This window comes from Paenibacillus tyrphae (assembly GCF_027925525.1).
GTDB lineage: Bacteria > Bacillota > Bacilli > Paenibacillales > NBRC-103111 > Paenibacillus_G > Paenibacillus_G tyrfis_B.
Genome location: NZ_BSDJ01000005.1, coordinates 37,653 through 50,850 on the forward strand (window position 1 = coordinate 37,653; position 13,198 = coordinate 50,850).

The window sequence follows — 13,198 nt, forward strand, 5'->3', positions numbered from 1 at the left end:
CTTACTATCATAGGAAAGACCGCCGAACGAGCCCGGCGGTCTTTTTCGTATTTATTTCTGCTGGATCATTGTATTCCATAATTCCTTCGTATCGTAGCCGAGGCGCCAAGCGGCCACACCTGCCAATTCGTACTTTTTGGCGATATCAATCCGCGCTTTGACGGTTTCTTCGTTTTCCAGCCAGAAGACGTTCTTGAAGCCGTCCTGCTCGTACTCGACCTTGTACTGATTGAAGCGGCTGTCCCAGCTGAGATTCGCTTGCTTGGAGGAGATGAGGCCGGTCAGGTCCTTCATCAGCAGCGCGCGGTTGCTGTCCAGCTTGCCGGATTTGTCGACCTTCCACTCCCGCACATAGAACGGAATTCCCATGATCAGCTTGTCGCGCGGAATACCGTAGGACAGAAATTCCTGCACGCCTTGTTCAACCCAAGGCAGACCGGCTACGGAACCCGGTTCGGTGCTGCCTTTCCAATATTGGTCGTAAGTCATCGTGATAACGTAGTCGACGATCTGCCCGAGCTTCTCGTGCTCGAACGCGGTTTTGGCATTCCATGCGGCGCTGCCTCTAGGCAGGTCGACCGAGATGACAAGTCCTTTTTGATGAGCCGCATCCGTAATTTCCTTCATGAACGTCGTGAAGGCGGAACGATCCGTGCCTGCGACGCTCTCGAAGTCGATGTTCAGCCCGTCCGCCCCGATGGCGACGGCTTTATCGACCAGCGCGGAAATGAACTTGCTGCGGGCCTGCGCCGAAGCCAGAAATTGTGTCGTCATCGCCGTGTCGAACTGGTTGTTGACAAGCGGATGGACGGAGTACCCCTGCTTTTTCAGCCAAGCGACGGTTTCTTTGTTCGAGCTGTCGGTCACATTGCCTGAGCTATCGGCGAGCTGAAAGTAGGTGGGGGAGACGACATCCAGCCCCGAGGTGTTGCTCACCTGACTGCGGATCGTGTTGTCGCTGGAGCTTCCGTTCCAGCCCCAGAACTGAAGACCACGAAGGTTGTTCCAGATGCTGGACCCGTCATCGTACAGCCGAATGGAGGTGTTGGAATAGCCCATGGCATACGATAAGGCGCCGCCAATCGTAGAGAAGTCCGCAATCCATTTGTCTTTTTGAAACACTTGATAATAAGGATAATTATTCCATATAACGCGCGCGGTACCGTCAAGTCCCGCCGCTTCGTCATCGGTGACCCGGGTATGATCGAACTGCTTGGCGTACGCTATCGCTTCGTCAATACTAAGGAACGAATTCAGCAGTGTTTCGAACTGGTACACTTTATACGGTTTGACATTGGAGTATACGACCTTACCCGTTTCGGTGTTCACAATCTTCGTATTGCTCCAATTGAGCGATTCGTTTACGGCATCCTCTAAGTATGCAAACTTCCAATTCTCAGCGGAGTATGTACCTTGATAGATTTGATAAATTTTGCTGCCGCTGCGCAGCTCCGTCTTGCGGTTGGCCGGAATGTTGTCCCACACCCAGCGGTGCGTGCTGAGCTCGACGATATGGGCGTTGCCCCATTTTTTCGCCTCGGCGATCGCTTGGTTCAACGTTTCGAAGTTCCAGGAATCCATCGTAATATCGTCGCCTTGGTAGACGCGGTACTTCGGGTAATTGCTCCATACCCAGCCGCCTGATTGCAGGTCGCGTACGCTGGCATGTCCCCAATTGGACGCTTCGCGTATCGCTTGATCCAAGCTGGCATATTCCCATTTAGACGAGCTGTAGCCGTTCTGGTATACCTTGTAGCGGGGGTAGTTATGCCATACCCATTTACGGGTGCCGATCTCTTCGACGTGGCTGTCCGCGAACTGTCTGGCATAATTTTCGGCGGACTTGTAATCGGACGTCTCCAGCAGCATGGTGGTATCCTGATAGACGCGGTACTTGGATGTCTTGTCGGCTGCCATAACGGAGCCCGCGGAGGAGAGGAAGAGCGTCATTACGGACAACGTCAGCAGGGTGTTGCGCTTCAACATGCATCAGCCTCTTTCTGGTCAGTCTACTCTATTAAACGTTAGAAGAGGCCTCGAAGTTGCGAGGAAAATAATAGGATCCTGAATGGGGCGGCCATTGGAGACAAAAAATAACCCTCCAAGCCATCGCTTGAAGGGTCGTTCGGTAGGTCAGCCGATATCGGCGACGATTTCGTCTTCCAGCACGAGCTGGATTTGATCCCGGAACACGCGGATATTTTGCTCCTTGAGCAGGTAGCGCTCGATCGCTTCCAGCATGTTGGCGGCGATCAGGATCTGGCTGCGGCCTTCGGCGTGTACTTCGGCGGAGAAGCCATGGTCCTCGTCCCACATGAGCTCCACTTCAACCTGCGTCGGATGAATCTGCTTTCGTTCGGCGATATTCAGGCATATTGCATTGATAATATCTTGCTCCGATAGTCGCATATCGTGGTAACCTCTTTATCCTCAAATTTAGAAACGCTTCGGTTCTTCCTTGAACTTCTTGCGGTCGCGGAAGTAGACGAAAATTTTGCGGATGACGACGAATAGAACAACGAGCGCAAGCACGTTCACCATCAGGCCCAGCAAGTCGCCGAGGAAGCCCATGCCGCCGAACAGGCTTCCGAAGAGCAGGCCCGCCAGACCGCCGATCATCAGGCCTTTCATCAGACCGCCGCTGAAAAAGCCCGGTTTCTTTGCCGGCGTTGACGCCGTGCCGGCCGGCGATTTGGAAGCGGCGGGCTCGGTTTTATTGATGCCGTTATTCGGCGTTTGCGTGGTGTTGGAACTGCTGGGCGTGTAGCTTTTTTTCGAGGACTTGTATCCTTTGGCGTCGACCATACCGGGTGCGGTGAACGAAAACACCAGCATACAAGCCATCAAAATGAGAGACAACTTTTTCAACATCTTTCTGCATCCTCCATTGAAATAGAATAAACTTCCTGTCTTAGCTTACTACGTATAATGTGGGCGATGGTTTCAGAATTTAAACGAACTTGTTACAATAGAAGATGAAAAGATCATTTTTATGAACAGAGGGACATTGCGATGCCTAACTATAGCGAAGCGTATATTCAATATTTGGTGCACTTCCATGCGGAACGCGATTATTTCGAATGCCACGAAGTGATGGAAGAATATTGGAAGGAGCATCCGGAAGATCCTTGCAGCGAGGCTTGCGTCGGGCTGATTCAAGTGGCCGTATCGCTCTACCATCAGCGGCGGGGCAATCGGGCTGGGGCGGTCAAAATGCTTGCGAGCTCGCTCCAACGGTTCAAAGACGAGCAGTTGAAGCTTCTCGGCATCGACGCCGCCGAATTCCGGCTGCGTCTGCAGGCGCGTCTGCGTGAACTGGATAACGCCGATTTTGTCTATACCGATCTGGATATTCCGCTGCAGGACGCGGTGCTGAACGCCGTGTGCCGGGATGCCGCCGCTCAAGCGCAAGCCGAGTGGGGACAGCCGAGCAACTTGAACGATACGTATCTTATCCATAAGCATACGCTTCGCGACCGCAGCGGCGTCGTGGCGGAGCGTGAGCTGCAAAAGCAGCGCAGGATGGAGCGCAGATCGACGGGAGACGGCGTATGAGCCGGATGCATGTAAGCGGCGAGCCGCAAAAAATTATGGTTGTGGACGACGAGCCGCATATCGTCGAAGTCATTCGGCTTTATCTGGAGCATGCGGGCTATGTTCCTATTCTTCACTTTCGGGGTGGTGAGGTATTGGAGCGGGTCAAGACCGAAGCGCCCGATCTTGTGCTGCTGGACGTCATGCTGCCCGACATATCGGGCTTTGAGCTGTGCAGCCAGATTCGTAAGCTGTCGGGAGTGGAAGGCATGACGCCGATTATTTTCCTGACCGCCAAGGGCGAGTCAATCGATAAGCTGCGTGGCTTTAACCTTGGGGTGGACGACTATATCGTCAAGCCGTTCGATCCGAACGAAATGGTGGCGCGGATCAAGGCCGTCCTGCGGCGCGCCGGGCACCAGGGAACCGCTGCGCCCGTACCTGCCGAGCATGCCTCGAAGCCGCTGGAAGTCGGTAATTTGAGCATCGACCTGGATCAGTATAAAGTAAGTTTAGACGGGAGCAGAGTCGACCTGACGCCCAAGGAGATCGAGCTGCTGCATTTTTTGGCGGCCAGCCCCGGCAGGGTGTACACCCGCGAGGATCTGCTCGGGTACGTGTGGAACTTCGATTTCAGCGGCGGTACCCGAACCGTGGACGCCCACGTGAAAAATTTGCGCAAGAAGCTCGGCTCCCATGAGGCCTGGACGATTCAAACGCTGTGGGGCATCGGGTACTCGTTCGAGGTGCGCGGCATATGATCAAGCGGTGGCTGCGCAGCCTGTATATTCAAATCTTTCTTTCCTTTCTTGCCACCTGCGTGCTCGTGTTCGTAGGCTTGGCCGTATTTTGGAATTCTTACTTTACGGATTTTTTCTATAAGGACAAAAAAGAGCTGCTGCGTTCGCGTTCCGCCGAAGTCATCAAGCTGTTGCCTACGTATCAAGAAGGGGCGCTTTCCACAAGAGAACTGCGGCTCGGCAGCCGGATTATCGGCCGCAGCATCAACGGCTCCGTATGGCTGGTTGATGCGAAGGGCATGGTTTTGAACGGTTCGTCGGACCGGGAAGGGACGACGATTCCGAAGCCGCTGGAACCCCTGCTCGCCGAAGGGCTTAGAGGCGGAAGCGGGTATTCGGCGGGGCAGTACAAGGTCGATCCGTACGGCGGGGAAGGGCTGCTGTCCTATTACACGCCCGCGGAGTTGAACGGCCAGCCGATCGTCATCATGATGCTCGTCCCTGCGCTGGAAAGCAGCGAAGCACTAAAGGCCATTCGCTGGAATATTTTCGTTCCGCTGCTGTTCTCTTTGGTCGCCGTGGGGGTTATTCTTTTCATTCTGTCGCGCAAGCTGGCCGGTCCTCTTCAGCAGATGAATCACGCGGCGCTTGAAGTGGCGAATGGCGACTTTTCAACGAGAGTACCGGTCTCGTCAGACGACGAGATCGGCGAACTGGCGCGCAGCTTTAACTTCATGGTCGGTCAACTGGAGCAGTGGGACGACAACCGCCAGGAGTTCCTGGCCAACGTATCGCATGAGCTGCGGTCGCCGCTGACATCGCTGCGCGGGCTGATCGTTGCGATGAACGACCGGGTCATTCCGCCCGAGAAATTCTCGCATTATTTGAAAATATGCGATCATGAGGTGCAGCGGCTGCAGCGGCTCGTAGACGACCTGCTCGACCTCGCCCGCATTCAGAACGGAACGGACGTCTTCCGGACGCGCCCCGTTGCGCTGCCGGCCAAGGTGAGCGAGGTGCTGGAGCTGGTGCAGAGTGCCGCTTCCGACAAAGGGCTGCACGTGCGCTTGACCGGCCCCATGCCGGGAACGCAGCCGATGCGGTGCGAGCTTGATCCGGACCGGTTTGCGCAAATTTTGCTCAACCTGCTGTATAACGCGATCCGGTTCACGCCGTCCGGGGGAACGATTACCGTCGAGCTTGCGGCCGAGGGAGAGGAGGCTGTTATCCTCGTGCGCGATACGGGGATCGGCATGAGCGAAAACGAGCTGCTCCGGATCTGGGACCGCTTCTACAAGGCGGAGCCGTCGCGCTCCGGCGATTCGGACGGCACAGGGCTCGGTCTGACCATTGTCAAACATCTCGTCACCGGGATGAAAGGGTCGATTGCGGCAGCAAGCGAGCTCGGGAAGGGCACGGAATTCCGGATCGCGTTCCCGCTCCTCACTTCGGAGCGCTATGGCAGTTGATGGGACCTCTGGAAATCAGTCTCTTGTGAAATAGCGAAAAAAAAGATAAGATTTTTTAAAAAAACATCAGCCTATTTTTTAGAACAGGAAGGATGAAGTGCGAATGCCGAATCTACTATCCCAGATCATGGAGTACAACCGCTCGTTTGTCGAGGAGCAAAAGTACGAGCCTTATTTAACGTCAAAATTTCCGGATCGGAAATTCGTCATTCTTACTTGCATGGATACGCGTCTTATTGAGCTGCTTCCGGCCAGCATGAATATCAAAAACGGTGACGTGAAGATGATCAAAGCTGCCGGGGGCGTCGTCTCGACTCCGTTCGGCGGCATCATGCGCAGTATTATCGTGGCGATTTACGAACTGGGCGCGGATGAAGTGCTGGTCGTAGGCCATCACGATTGCGGGATGAGCCACTTGAACCCGGAGCGCGTGAAGGAGAAGTTTGTGGCGCGGGGGATTAAAGAAGAGACGCTCAAGACGCTGGAATATTCGGGCCTGAACCTCGAACGGTGGCTGCGAGGCTTCGAAGATGTGAAGGAAAGCGTCAAAAGCAGCGTGAATATTATCAAGAACCATCCGCTCGTACCGGACATCCCGGTTCACGGACTGGTCATCGACCCTTCGACCGGTAAGCTGGATGTTATCGTCAACGGCTACTAAGCCGTTCCCGGAACGAAAAAGGTGAGAAGGCCTTCCGCCTTCTCACCGGTTCGCGACGGCGTTCCGCTTATCAATCAGCCGCATGTTCGCATTGTAGATTTGTCCGCTGCTTTTCAAGATAAAGCAGTAGCCGCTCGCTTGATAATCAACCGTCATATTTTCCTCGAAAAACACCTCGTGCTTCCGGTCCAACAGCACTTCGAACGGGTCCCCCGCCACGATAAAATCGTTCCGGTCCGGCTCGTCCGTAATCCACAGCGTCGGCACGCCGCTGACCGCGCAACCGCAGCCCTCCGCATCGTACACAAGCTTCAGCCGTCCGCCCGCTTGCCGGTCCAGGATGCGCCGGATTTCCGCTACCGCACTTTCCGTAAAGATGATTCGCATCTCACGTCACACTCCTTTCTTGTATATCATACCTCATTTCGGCGATATTTGCTTCTGCTCCGCGAACGAAGTATGATCAATGTATATCTTTGGAAAGGGGAATGCCCGTTGTCGACAGGAAATTTGGAAGCCAAATTGACGGAATTCAAGCAATATCTGAAAAAGATGAAAAGCTATAAGGAAGCCATCGGACTCATTTATTGGGACATGCGCACAGGTGCGCCGAAGAAAGGCATTGCGGCAAGGTCCGAAGTCGTCGGCGAGCTGTCCGGCGAGCTGTTCAAAATGTCGGTGTCGGACGAGATGGGCGCGTTTCTGGACCATTTCACTTCGTCCGGAGTACAGCAGGAGCTGTCGAATATCGACCGCCGAATTGTAAGCGAATGCAAGAAGGAGTACGACCGCAGCAAAAAAATTCCGCCGAAGCTCTATCAGGAATATGTGGTGCTTACCTCGCAGGCGGAGTCGGCTTGGGAAGATGCGAAGCATCAGGCCGATTTTCCGGGCTTCCAGCCGTATCTGGAAAAAATCGTCGATATGAACCTGCAGTTCATCGATCTGTGGGGCTACGAAGGACACAAGTACAACACGCTGCTTGACGCTTACGAGCCGGGCATGACCGTAGAGAAGCTCGATCAAGTGTTCGGCGCGCTGCGTGAGCAGGTCGTTCCGTTGCTGTCGGCGATTCAGGAGTCGGCTCATAAGCCGGAAACAGCCTTTTTGAAGCAAACGTTTGACAAGGACAAGCAAAAGAAGTTCAGCTTATACATATTGGAACAGATGGGCTACGATTTCGAAGCGGGACGCTTGGACGAAACGGTCCATCCGTTTGCGACCGGCCTGAACCCGGGCGACGTGCGGATTACGACGCGCTACCTGCTGAACGACGTGAACAGCGCGTTGTTCGGTACGATCCATGAGGGCGGGCACGCGCTCTACGAGCAGAACATTTCGATGGACTTGCTCGGCACGCCGCTGTGCACGGGAACGTCGATGGGCATTCACGAATCGCAGTCGCGCTTCTGGGAAAATATGATCGGACGCAGCCGTCCGTTCTGGAACCGTTATTTCCCCGAGCTGCAGAAAAATTATGCCGGCCAGTTCGACAAGGTGAGCGTCGAAGATTTTTACCGCGCCACGAACGAAGTGAAGCCGTCTCTCATCCGTATCGAGGCCGACGAACTGACGTACAACCTGCACATTATGGTGCGCTATGAAATCGAGAAGGCGCTGTTCAGCGGGGCCGTGAAAGTCGCCGACCTGCCTGAGGTGTGGAACGAGAAATACCGGGAGTATCTCGGCATCGTGCCTTCCGATAACGGCGAAGGCGTGCTGCAGGACGTGCATTGGTCGGGCGGCATGTTCGGCTACTTCCCGTCGTACGCGCTCGGCAATATGTACGCCGCGCAAATTAAACGCACGCTGGAGCAGGAGCTCGGCAATGTGGACGAACTGGTTCGCGAAGGCAATCTGATTCCGATCAAGGCTTGGCTGGCGGACAAAATTTATCAATACGGCAAAAGCCAGACGCCGACGGAAATCATAACCCGGGTGACGGGCGAGGAGCTGAATCCGTCCTACTTGGTCGATTATTTGCGCGTGAAATATTCCGATATTTATAAGCTTTAATCCGGCTGCGGGGACACGGTCCCCGTTTTTTTATTGCCTCGTATGTAACCTTTTGGGTGTTTTTCCAGTCTATTCTTATGTAAGACGATTTTTGGTTCATCCGAAGGGAACAGACGACAAGGAGGCGACAGTGTATGCACAAAGAACTTCAAGCGGACATTGCCATTATCGGCGGAGGTGTCGGAGGCTGCGCGGCCGCACTGGCGGCAGCCCGAATGGGCAGACAGGTCATTCTGACCGAGGAGACGGATTGGATTGGTGGACAGTTGACCAGTCAGGCCGTCCCGCCCGACGAGCACCGCTGGATCGAACAATTCGGCTGCACCCGCAGCTATCGCGAATTTCGCGACGGGGTGCGCGCCTATTATAAGACAAGGTTTCCGGCGACCGCGGAGGCGCGCGCGGTCTATTATTTAAATCCTGGCAACGGCGGCGTGAGCCGGCTTTGTGCGGAGCCGAGAGCCTATTTGGCCGTTCTGCAAGACATGCTGGCCCCTTATGTGCACAGCGGCAAGCTCGTCATCATGACCCGGCACCGGCCCGTTGCGGCCGAGATGGACGGCGACCGCGTCCGGTCGGTTACCGTGATCGGGGAGACGGGCCACCGGCATACGATTCGCGCCGCGTATATTTTGGATGCGACCGAGACGGGCGAACTGCTTCCTCTGACCTGCGCGGAATATGTAACGGGCGCTGAATCCAAGCGGCAGACGGAAGAGCCCCATGCGCTGGACGGCGCACCTGATCCGCGGGACATTCAGGCGTTTACCCAATGCTTCGCCATGGATTACAAGGAAGGCGAGAATCATGTCATCGATAAACCGAAGGATTACAGCTTCTGGCGAAACTACAAGGCGGATTTTTGGCCGGACAAGCAGCTTAGTTGGGTGTCGCCCAATCCGGTCACTTTGGAGCCTGTGGAAGAAACGTTGTTTTGGGGTACGGATAAGTATCCGTTATTTTACTACCGGCGCATCGTCGACAAAGCGAATTTTGCGCCCGGCACGTTTCCAAGCGATATCACGCTGGTGAATTGGTCGCAGAACGATTATTGGCTTGGCAATGTGTATGACGTGAAACCGGAGGAAGCGCAGAAGCATGCGCGGCAGGCAAAGCAGCTCAGCTTGTCGCTTCTGTACTGGCTGCAGACGGAAGCTCCCCGCCCGGACGGAGGGGCAGGCTATCCGGGTCTGCGGTTGCGGCCGGATGTGGTCGGTACGGAGGACGGATTGGCAAAATATCCGTACATCCGGGAGTCCAGACGTATCCGCGCGGAGTTCACCGTGCTGGAGCAGCATGTAAGCGCAGCGGTGCGCGGCGAGCAGGGGGCGGTTCCCTTCCCGGATTCCGTCGGAGTCGGCTGCTACCGGATCGACCTGCATCCCAGCATGACGGGCCGCAATTATCTCGACATCTCGTCGCTGCCGTTTCAGATCCCGCTTGGCAGTCTGATCCCGGTCCGGCTCGAAAATCTGCTTCCGGCTTGCAAAAATCTCGGCACGACGCATATTACGAACGGCTGCTTCCGTCTGCATCCCGTGGAGTGGAACATTGGGGAAGCCGCAGGGGCGCTGGCCGCCTTCTGCCTGCAAAACGGCTACCAGCCCCGCGAAGTGCGAAATACACCGGCCAAGCTCGAAGCGTTCCAGAACGCGCTCGTCAATCAAGGCTTTGAATTGGCGTGGCCTAAAATAACCGCCGTTTAACGAACTTCATACGAATAAAATGCTCCTTCGAGGCTGTTTCCGTGGATTTTCCGCGGAAGCGGCCTTTTTCGGTTTCGACAGACATCCGTTCTCACCATTTTCTAGGCGCGTTCATATGCTGTCGTATCTAAAGTTCGTCATGCGTTAAGACGCTGACAGGGAGGGACTGGCCTATGAATACAAGGCGTCTGGGGAGAGCGGCGGCGCTTATGCTTGTGCTGGTGCTTGCGGCGAGCGCGACGCTCGCAGGCTGCGGTCCGAAGAAAGGCGGGGAGCGGGTAAAGGTCCGGCTCGGCGAGGTGACCCGGTCGATTTTCTATGCGCCGGAATATGTGGCGGTGGAGAAAGGATTTTTCAAAGAACAGGGGCTCGATATCGAGCTGACGACGACATTCGGCGGCGATAAAACGATGACGACGCTGCTGTCGGGCGGAATCGATGTCGCGCTGGTCGGCTCCGAGACTTCGATATACGTGCACCAGCAAGGCACGGGCGACCCTGTCGTCAACTTCTCGCAATTGACGCAAACCGACGGAACATTTCTCGTGGCGCGCAAGCCTCCCGAAGGCCCGTTCGACTGGAACAAGCTGAAGGGCTCGACCTTCCTCGGGCAACGAAAAGGCGGGATGCCGCAGATGGCCGGCGAATTTACGCTGAAGAAGCACGGCATCCATCCGCAGAACGATTTGAACCTGCTCCAGAATGTGGAGTTCGCCAACATCCCGACCGCTTACGCATCGGGCACGGGGGACTACGTGCAGCTGTTCGAGCCGCAGGCATCGATGTTCGAGAAGCAGGGCAAAGGCTACGTCGTCGCTTCCTTCGGGGTAGAGAGCGGCAAGCTGCCATACACGGTGTTCATGGCAAAAAAGAGCTACATCGACAAGAACGTGGATACGGTCCAGAAATTCGCCAATGCCGTGCAAAAAGCGCAAAACTGGGTGCAGCAAAGCAGCGTGGACGACATTGCGGCGGCCATTTCCCCTTACTTCCAGGATACGGAAAAAGATATCGTCCGCAGCGTAATCAAGCGCTACAAGGATCAAGGGTCGTTTGCCGCCGACGGCATCGTCGACGAACACGAGTGGAACAATCTGCAGGATGTGATGGAAGCGGCGGGGGAGCTCAAGAAGCGCGCCGATTTCAACACGCTGGTCAACATTCAATTTGCCGAAAAAGCGAAGCAAAATGTGAAGTAGTGTCGGCAGCCGATAGGGTCACCTAGGGCGCGTCGTCGCTTCGGGGATTTAGGCTAAGCGCACAAGGAGGGATGGCCGTATGTATGCCGTGGAGCTGGACGGCGTTTCACAAGTATATGTCAACCGCAAAGGCGCGTACGTCGCGCTGCAGGATGTGCAGCTCGCGATCGCGCCGGGTGAATTCGTCAGTCTCATCGGCCCGAGCGGATGCGGGAAGACGACCGTGCTGTCGCTAATCAGCGGTTTGCTGACGCCGACTTCGGGAACGGTGCGAGTGCTGGGCGAACCGATTCAAAAACCGACTCCAAAAGTCGGATATATGCTCCAGCAGGATTATTTATTTCCTTGGCGGACGATCTTCGAGAACGCCTCGATCGGTCTCGAATTGCTCGGACGCTTGAATGCCGCTTCCCGCCAATATGTGCTGGATTTGCTGGACGAAATGGGGCTTGGCGGATATGCCGACCGTTATCCGCACCAGTTGTCCGGCGGCATGCGCCAACGGGTCGCGCTGGTGCGGACGCTTGCGGCGGAACCGGACATCCTGCTGCTGGATGAACCGTTCTCGGCTCTGGATTACCAGACCAAGCTCCAACTGGAGGATTTGATCTCCGCAACCTTGAAGGCTCGCGGCAAGACCGCCGTGCTTGTCACCCACGACATCACCGAAGCGATCGCAATGAGCGACCGCATTGTGGTGCTCCAGCCGAATCCCGGGCGCGTGTTGACCGAGGTCATAGTGCCGGGGGCTATTCGGGAAGCCCAGCCGCTGCATGCCCGCGAGATTGGGGGCTTTCACGAGTTGTTCCGCGAGCTGTGGGGGAGGTTCGAGCAGATGGACGGGAAAGGAGGCGGAGGTCATGGACCGGCGGAAACTTGAGGAGGCGAAGGAAGACGGGAGTCTAGCGTATACGGCTGTTGAAGGAACAGGCGTACCTTTCGAACGGCCGGAGGAGAAAGCGGCTGCAAAGGTCTATAGCTTAAAGTCAGGGGAAGCACGATCCGAAAGCTTGGCCGGGCAAGTGTACGCACAGTTTCGCCGGAGCGAGCGCAAGCTGACGACATCCGTGCGCCTGACTCAACTAGTGCTGCTGATCTTGTTTTTCGCGGGCTGGGAAGCGGCAAGCCGATTGCAGTGGATTGACGGGCTTCTCTTCAGCTCTCCGACGCGCGTGTGGGGGCTGCTGATTGAGAAAACGGCGGACGGTACGCTGCTCGTACACACAGGGACGACCGTGTGGGAGACGATCGTCGGCTTCGTGCTCGGCACGCTTCTCGGCACCGCGATCGCCGCACTCATCTGGTATTCGCCGTTTCTCTCCCGCGTGCTTGATCCGTATATCGTCGTTCTGAACAGCCTGCCCAAGGTGGCGCTCGGCCCTTTGTTTATCGTCGCACTCGGCCCGGGCATGCTGTCGATCATCGCGACAACGCTGTCGATTACCGTCATCATTACGATTCTGGTCGTGTATAACAGCTTCCGAGAGGTGGACCCGAATCTGCTCAAGGTGGTGCGGATTTTCGGAGGGAACCGGAGCACGATTTTCCGTAAAGTGATTCTGCCCGCCTCGTATCCGACCATCGTATCCACGCTTAAAGTGAACGTGGGGCTTTCCTGGGTCGGCGTTATCGTCGGCGAGTTTCTCGTTTCCAAGGAAGGGCTCGGCTATTTGATCATCTATGGCTTTCAGGTGTTCAACTTTACGCTTGTGATCGGCAGCGTTCTTCTTATTGCCGTGGTCGCGACCTTCATGTATCAAGCCGTTGTCTATATGGAAGGGAAACTGACGGGGAGAAATCGAGGCGGTCGGGATTAAATGAAGGCGGAGGGCAGATCCTTGTTTCGGGAAGCAGGGATCTGTTAGCGGGTTCC

13 protein-coding genes are annotated in these 13,198 nt (G+C 55.8%); 9 read left to right on the forward strand and 4 right to left on the reverse strand.

Going from position 1 to position 13,198, the window contains the following annotated elements; genetic code table 11:
- Nucleotides 1-51: 51 nt before the first annotated feature.
- From QMG93_RS07395 to QMG93_RS07405, 3 genes are all read right to left on the reverse strand, one after another.
- Nucleotides 52-1,986, reverse strand: a complete 1,935-nt coding sequence (locus QMG93_RS07395) for a glycosyl hydrolase family 18 protein (protein ID WP_281934985.1) — start codon at nucleotides 1,984-1,986, stop codon at nucleotides 52-54.
- A gap of 147 nt (nucleotides 1,987-2,133) precedes the next feature.
- Nucleotides 2,134-2,409, reverse strand: coding sequence for a YxcD family protein (locus QMG93_RS07400; RefSeq protein WP_036685355.1), 276 nt, complete (start codon nucleotides 2,407-2,409; stop codon nucleotides 2,134-2,136).
- Between the two features lie 27 nt (nucleotides 2,410-2,436).
- Entirely contained in the window at nucleotides 2,437-2,871 is a 435-nt protein-coding gene (locus QMG93_RS07405; RefSeq protein WP_281934991.1) for a hypothetical protein, read from the reverse strand.
- A gap of 141 nt (nucleotides 2,872-3,012) precedes the next feature.
- On the opposite strand from QMG93_RS07405, the gene QMG93_RS07410 reads away from it, so the two are divergent.
- From QMG93_RS07410 to QMG93_RS07425, 4 genes are all read left to right on the forward strand, one after another.
- Entirely contained in the window at nucleotides 3,013-3,555 is a 543-nt protein-coding gene (locus tag QMG93_RS07410) for a DUF309 domain-containing protein (RefSeq protein ID WP_281934993.1), read from the forward strand.
- On the forward strand, nucleotides 3,552-4,295 hold the full coding sequence (locus QMG93_RS07415) for a response regulator transcription factor (RefSeq protein ID WP_281934995.1): 744 nt from the start codon (nucleotides 3,552-3,554) through the stop codon (nucleotides 4,293-4,295). The genes QMG93_RS07410 and QMG93_RS07415 overlap by 4 nt, the downstream gene beginning before the upstream one ends.
- A complete protein-coding gene (locus QMG93_RS07420; protein WP_281934997.1) occupies nucleotides 4,292-5,743 on the forward strand; it encodes a sensor histidine kinase in 1,452 nt (483 codons plus the stop codon). Before QMG93_RS07415 ends, QMG93_RS07420 begins: the two co-directional genes overlap by 4 nt.
- Before the next feature lie 103 nt (nucleotides 5,744-5,846).
- Nucleotides 5,847-6,404, forward strand: coding sequence for a beta-class carbonic anhydrase (locus QMG93_RS07425; RefSeq protein WP_063180382.1), 558 nt, complete (start codon nucleotides 5,847-5,849; stop codon nucleotides 6,402-6,404).
- Nucleotides 6,405-6,446: 42 nt separating this feature from the next.
- Here the strand turns inward: QMG93_RS07425 and QMG93_RS07430 are convergent, their stop codons facing one another.
- Nucleotides 6,447-6,791, reverse strand: coding sequence for an iron-sulfur cluster biosynthesis family protein (locus QMG93_RS07430; RefSeq protein ID WP_281935000.1), 345 nt, complete (start codon nucleotides 6,789-6,791; stop codon nucleotides 6,447-6,449).
- Between the two features lie 108 nt (nucleotides 6,792-6,899).
- Between QMG93_RS07430 and QMG93_RS07435 the strand changes: the two genes are divergently transcribed.
- The 5 genes from QMG93_RS07435 (at nucleotide 6,900) to QMG93_RS07455 (ending at nucleotide 13,142) form a co-directional block, all read left to right on the forward strand.
- Nucleotides 6,900-8,420, forward strand: a complete 1,521-nt coding sequence (locus tag QMG93_RS07435; protein WP_281935002.1) for a carboxypeptidase M32 — start codon at nucleotides 6,900-6,902, stop codon at nucleotides 8,418-8,420.
- A 134-nt stretch (nucleotides 8,421-8,554) separates the two neighbouring features.
- Nucleotides 8,555-10,126: an FAD-dependent oxidoreductase gene (locus QMG93_RS07440; RefSeq protein ID WP_281935004.1), complete on the forward strand. Its 1,572-nt coding sequence runs from the start codon at nucleotides 8,555-8,557 to the stop codon at nucleotides 10,124-10,126.
- A 173-nt stretch (nucleotides 10,127-10,299) separates the two neighbouring features.
- Entirely contained in the window at nucleotides 10,300-11,325 is a 1,026-nt protein-coding gene (locus QMG93_RS07445; protein WP_281935006.1) for an ABC transporter substrate-binding protein, read from the forward strand.
- A gap of 79 nt (nucleotides 11,326-11,404) precedes the next feature.
- The gene (locus QMG93_RS07450; protein ID WP_281935008.1) at nucleotides 11,405-12,205 is read left to right on the forward strand and encodes an ABC transporter ATP-binding protein; all 801 of its coding nucleotides are present in this window, start codon (nucleotides 11,405-11,407) and stop codon (nucleotides 12,203-12,205) included.
- A complete protein-coding gene (locus QMG93_RS07455; RefSeq protein WP_281935010.1) occupies nucleotides 12,186-13,142 on the forward strand; it encodes an ABC transporter permease in 957 nt (318 codons plus the stop codon). The genes QMG93_RS07450 and QMG93_RS07455 overlap by 20 nt, the downstream gene beginning before the upstream one ends.
- Nucleotides 13,143-13,198: the final 56 nt, after the last annotated feature.

What these genes read in the sequence shown, in the direction of transcription:
- QMG93_RS07420 (WP_281934997.1), top strand. Translation starts at nt 4,292, where the DNA reads ATGATCAAGCGGTGGCTGCGCAGCCTGTATATTCAAATCTTTCTTTCC.
- QMG93_RS07445 (WP_281935006.1), top strand. Translation starts at nt 10,300, where the DNA reads ATGAATACAAGGCGTCTGGGGAGAGCGGCGGCGCTTATGCTTGTGCTG.
- QMG93_RS07400 (WP_036685355.1), bottom strand. Translation starts at nt 2,409, where the DNA reads ATGCGACTATCGGAGCAAGATATTATCAATGCAATATGCCTGAATATC.
- QMG93_RS07415 (WP_281934995.1), top strand. Translation starts at nt 3,552, where the DNA reads ATGAGCCGGATGCATGTAAGCGGCGAGCCGCAAAAAATTATGGTTGTG.
- QMG93_RS07430 (WP_281935000.1), bottom strand. Translation starts at nt 6,791, where the DNA reads ATGCGAATCATCTTTACGGAAAGTGCGGTAGCGGAAATCCGGCGCATC.
- QMG93_RS07395 (WP_281934985.1), bottom strand. Translation starts at nt 1,986, where the DNA reads ATGTTGAAGCGCAACACCCTGCTGACGTTGTCCGTAATGACGCTCTTC.
- QMG93_RS07425 (WP_063180382.1), top strand. Translation starts at nt 5,847, where the DNA reads ATGCCGAATCTACTATCCCAGATCATGGAGTACAACCGCTCGTTTGTC.
- QMG93_RS07455 (WP_281935010.1), top strand. Translation starts at nt 12,186, where the DNA reads ATGGACCGGCGGAAACTTGAGGAGGCGAAGGAAGACGGGAGTCTAGCG.
- QMG93_RS07440 (WP_281935004.1), top strand. Translation starts at nt 8,555, where the DNA reads ATGCACAAAGAACTTCAAGCGGACATTGCCATTATCGGCGGAGGTGTC.
- QMG93_RS07410 (WP_281934993.1), top strand. Translation starts at nt 3,013, where the DNA reads ATGCCTAACTATAGCGAAGCGTATATTCAATATTTGGTGCACTTCCAT.
- QMG93_RS07405 (WP_281934991.1), bottom strand. Translation starts at nt 2,871, where the DNA reads ATGTTGAAAAAGTTGTCTCTCATTTTGATGGCTTGTATGCTGGTGTTT.
- QMG93_RS07450 (WP_281935008.1), top strand. Translation starts at nt 11,405, where the DNA reads ATGTATGCCGTGGAGCTGGACGGCGTTTCACAAGTATATGTCAACCGC.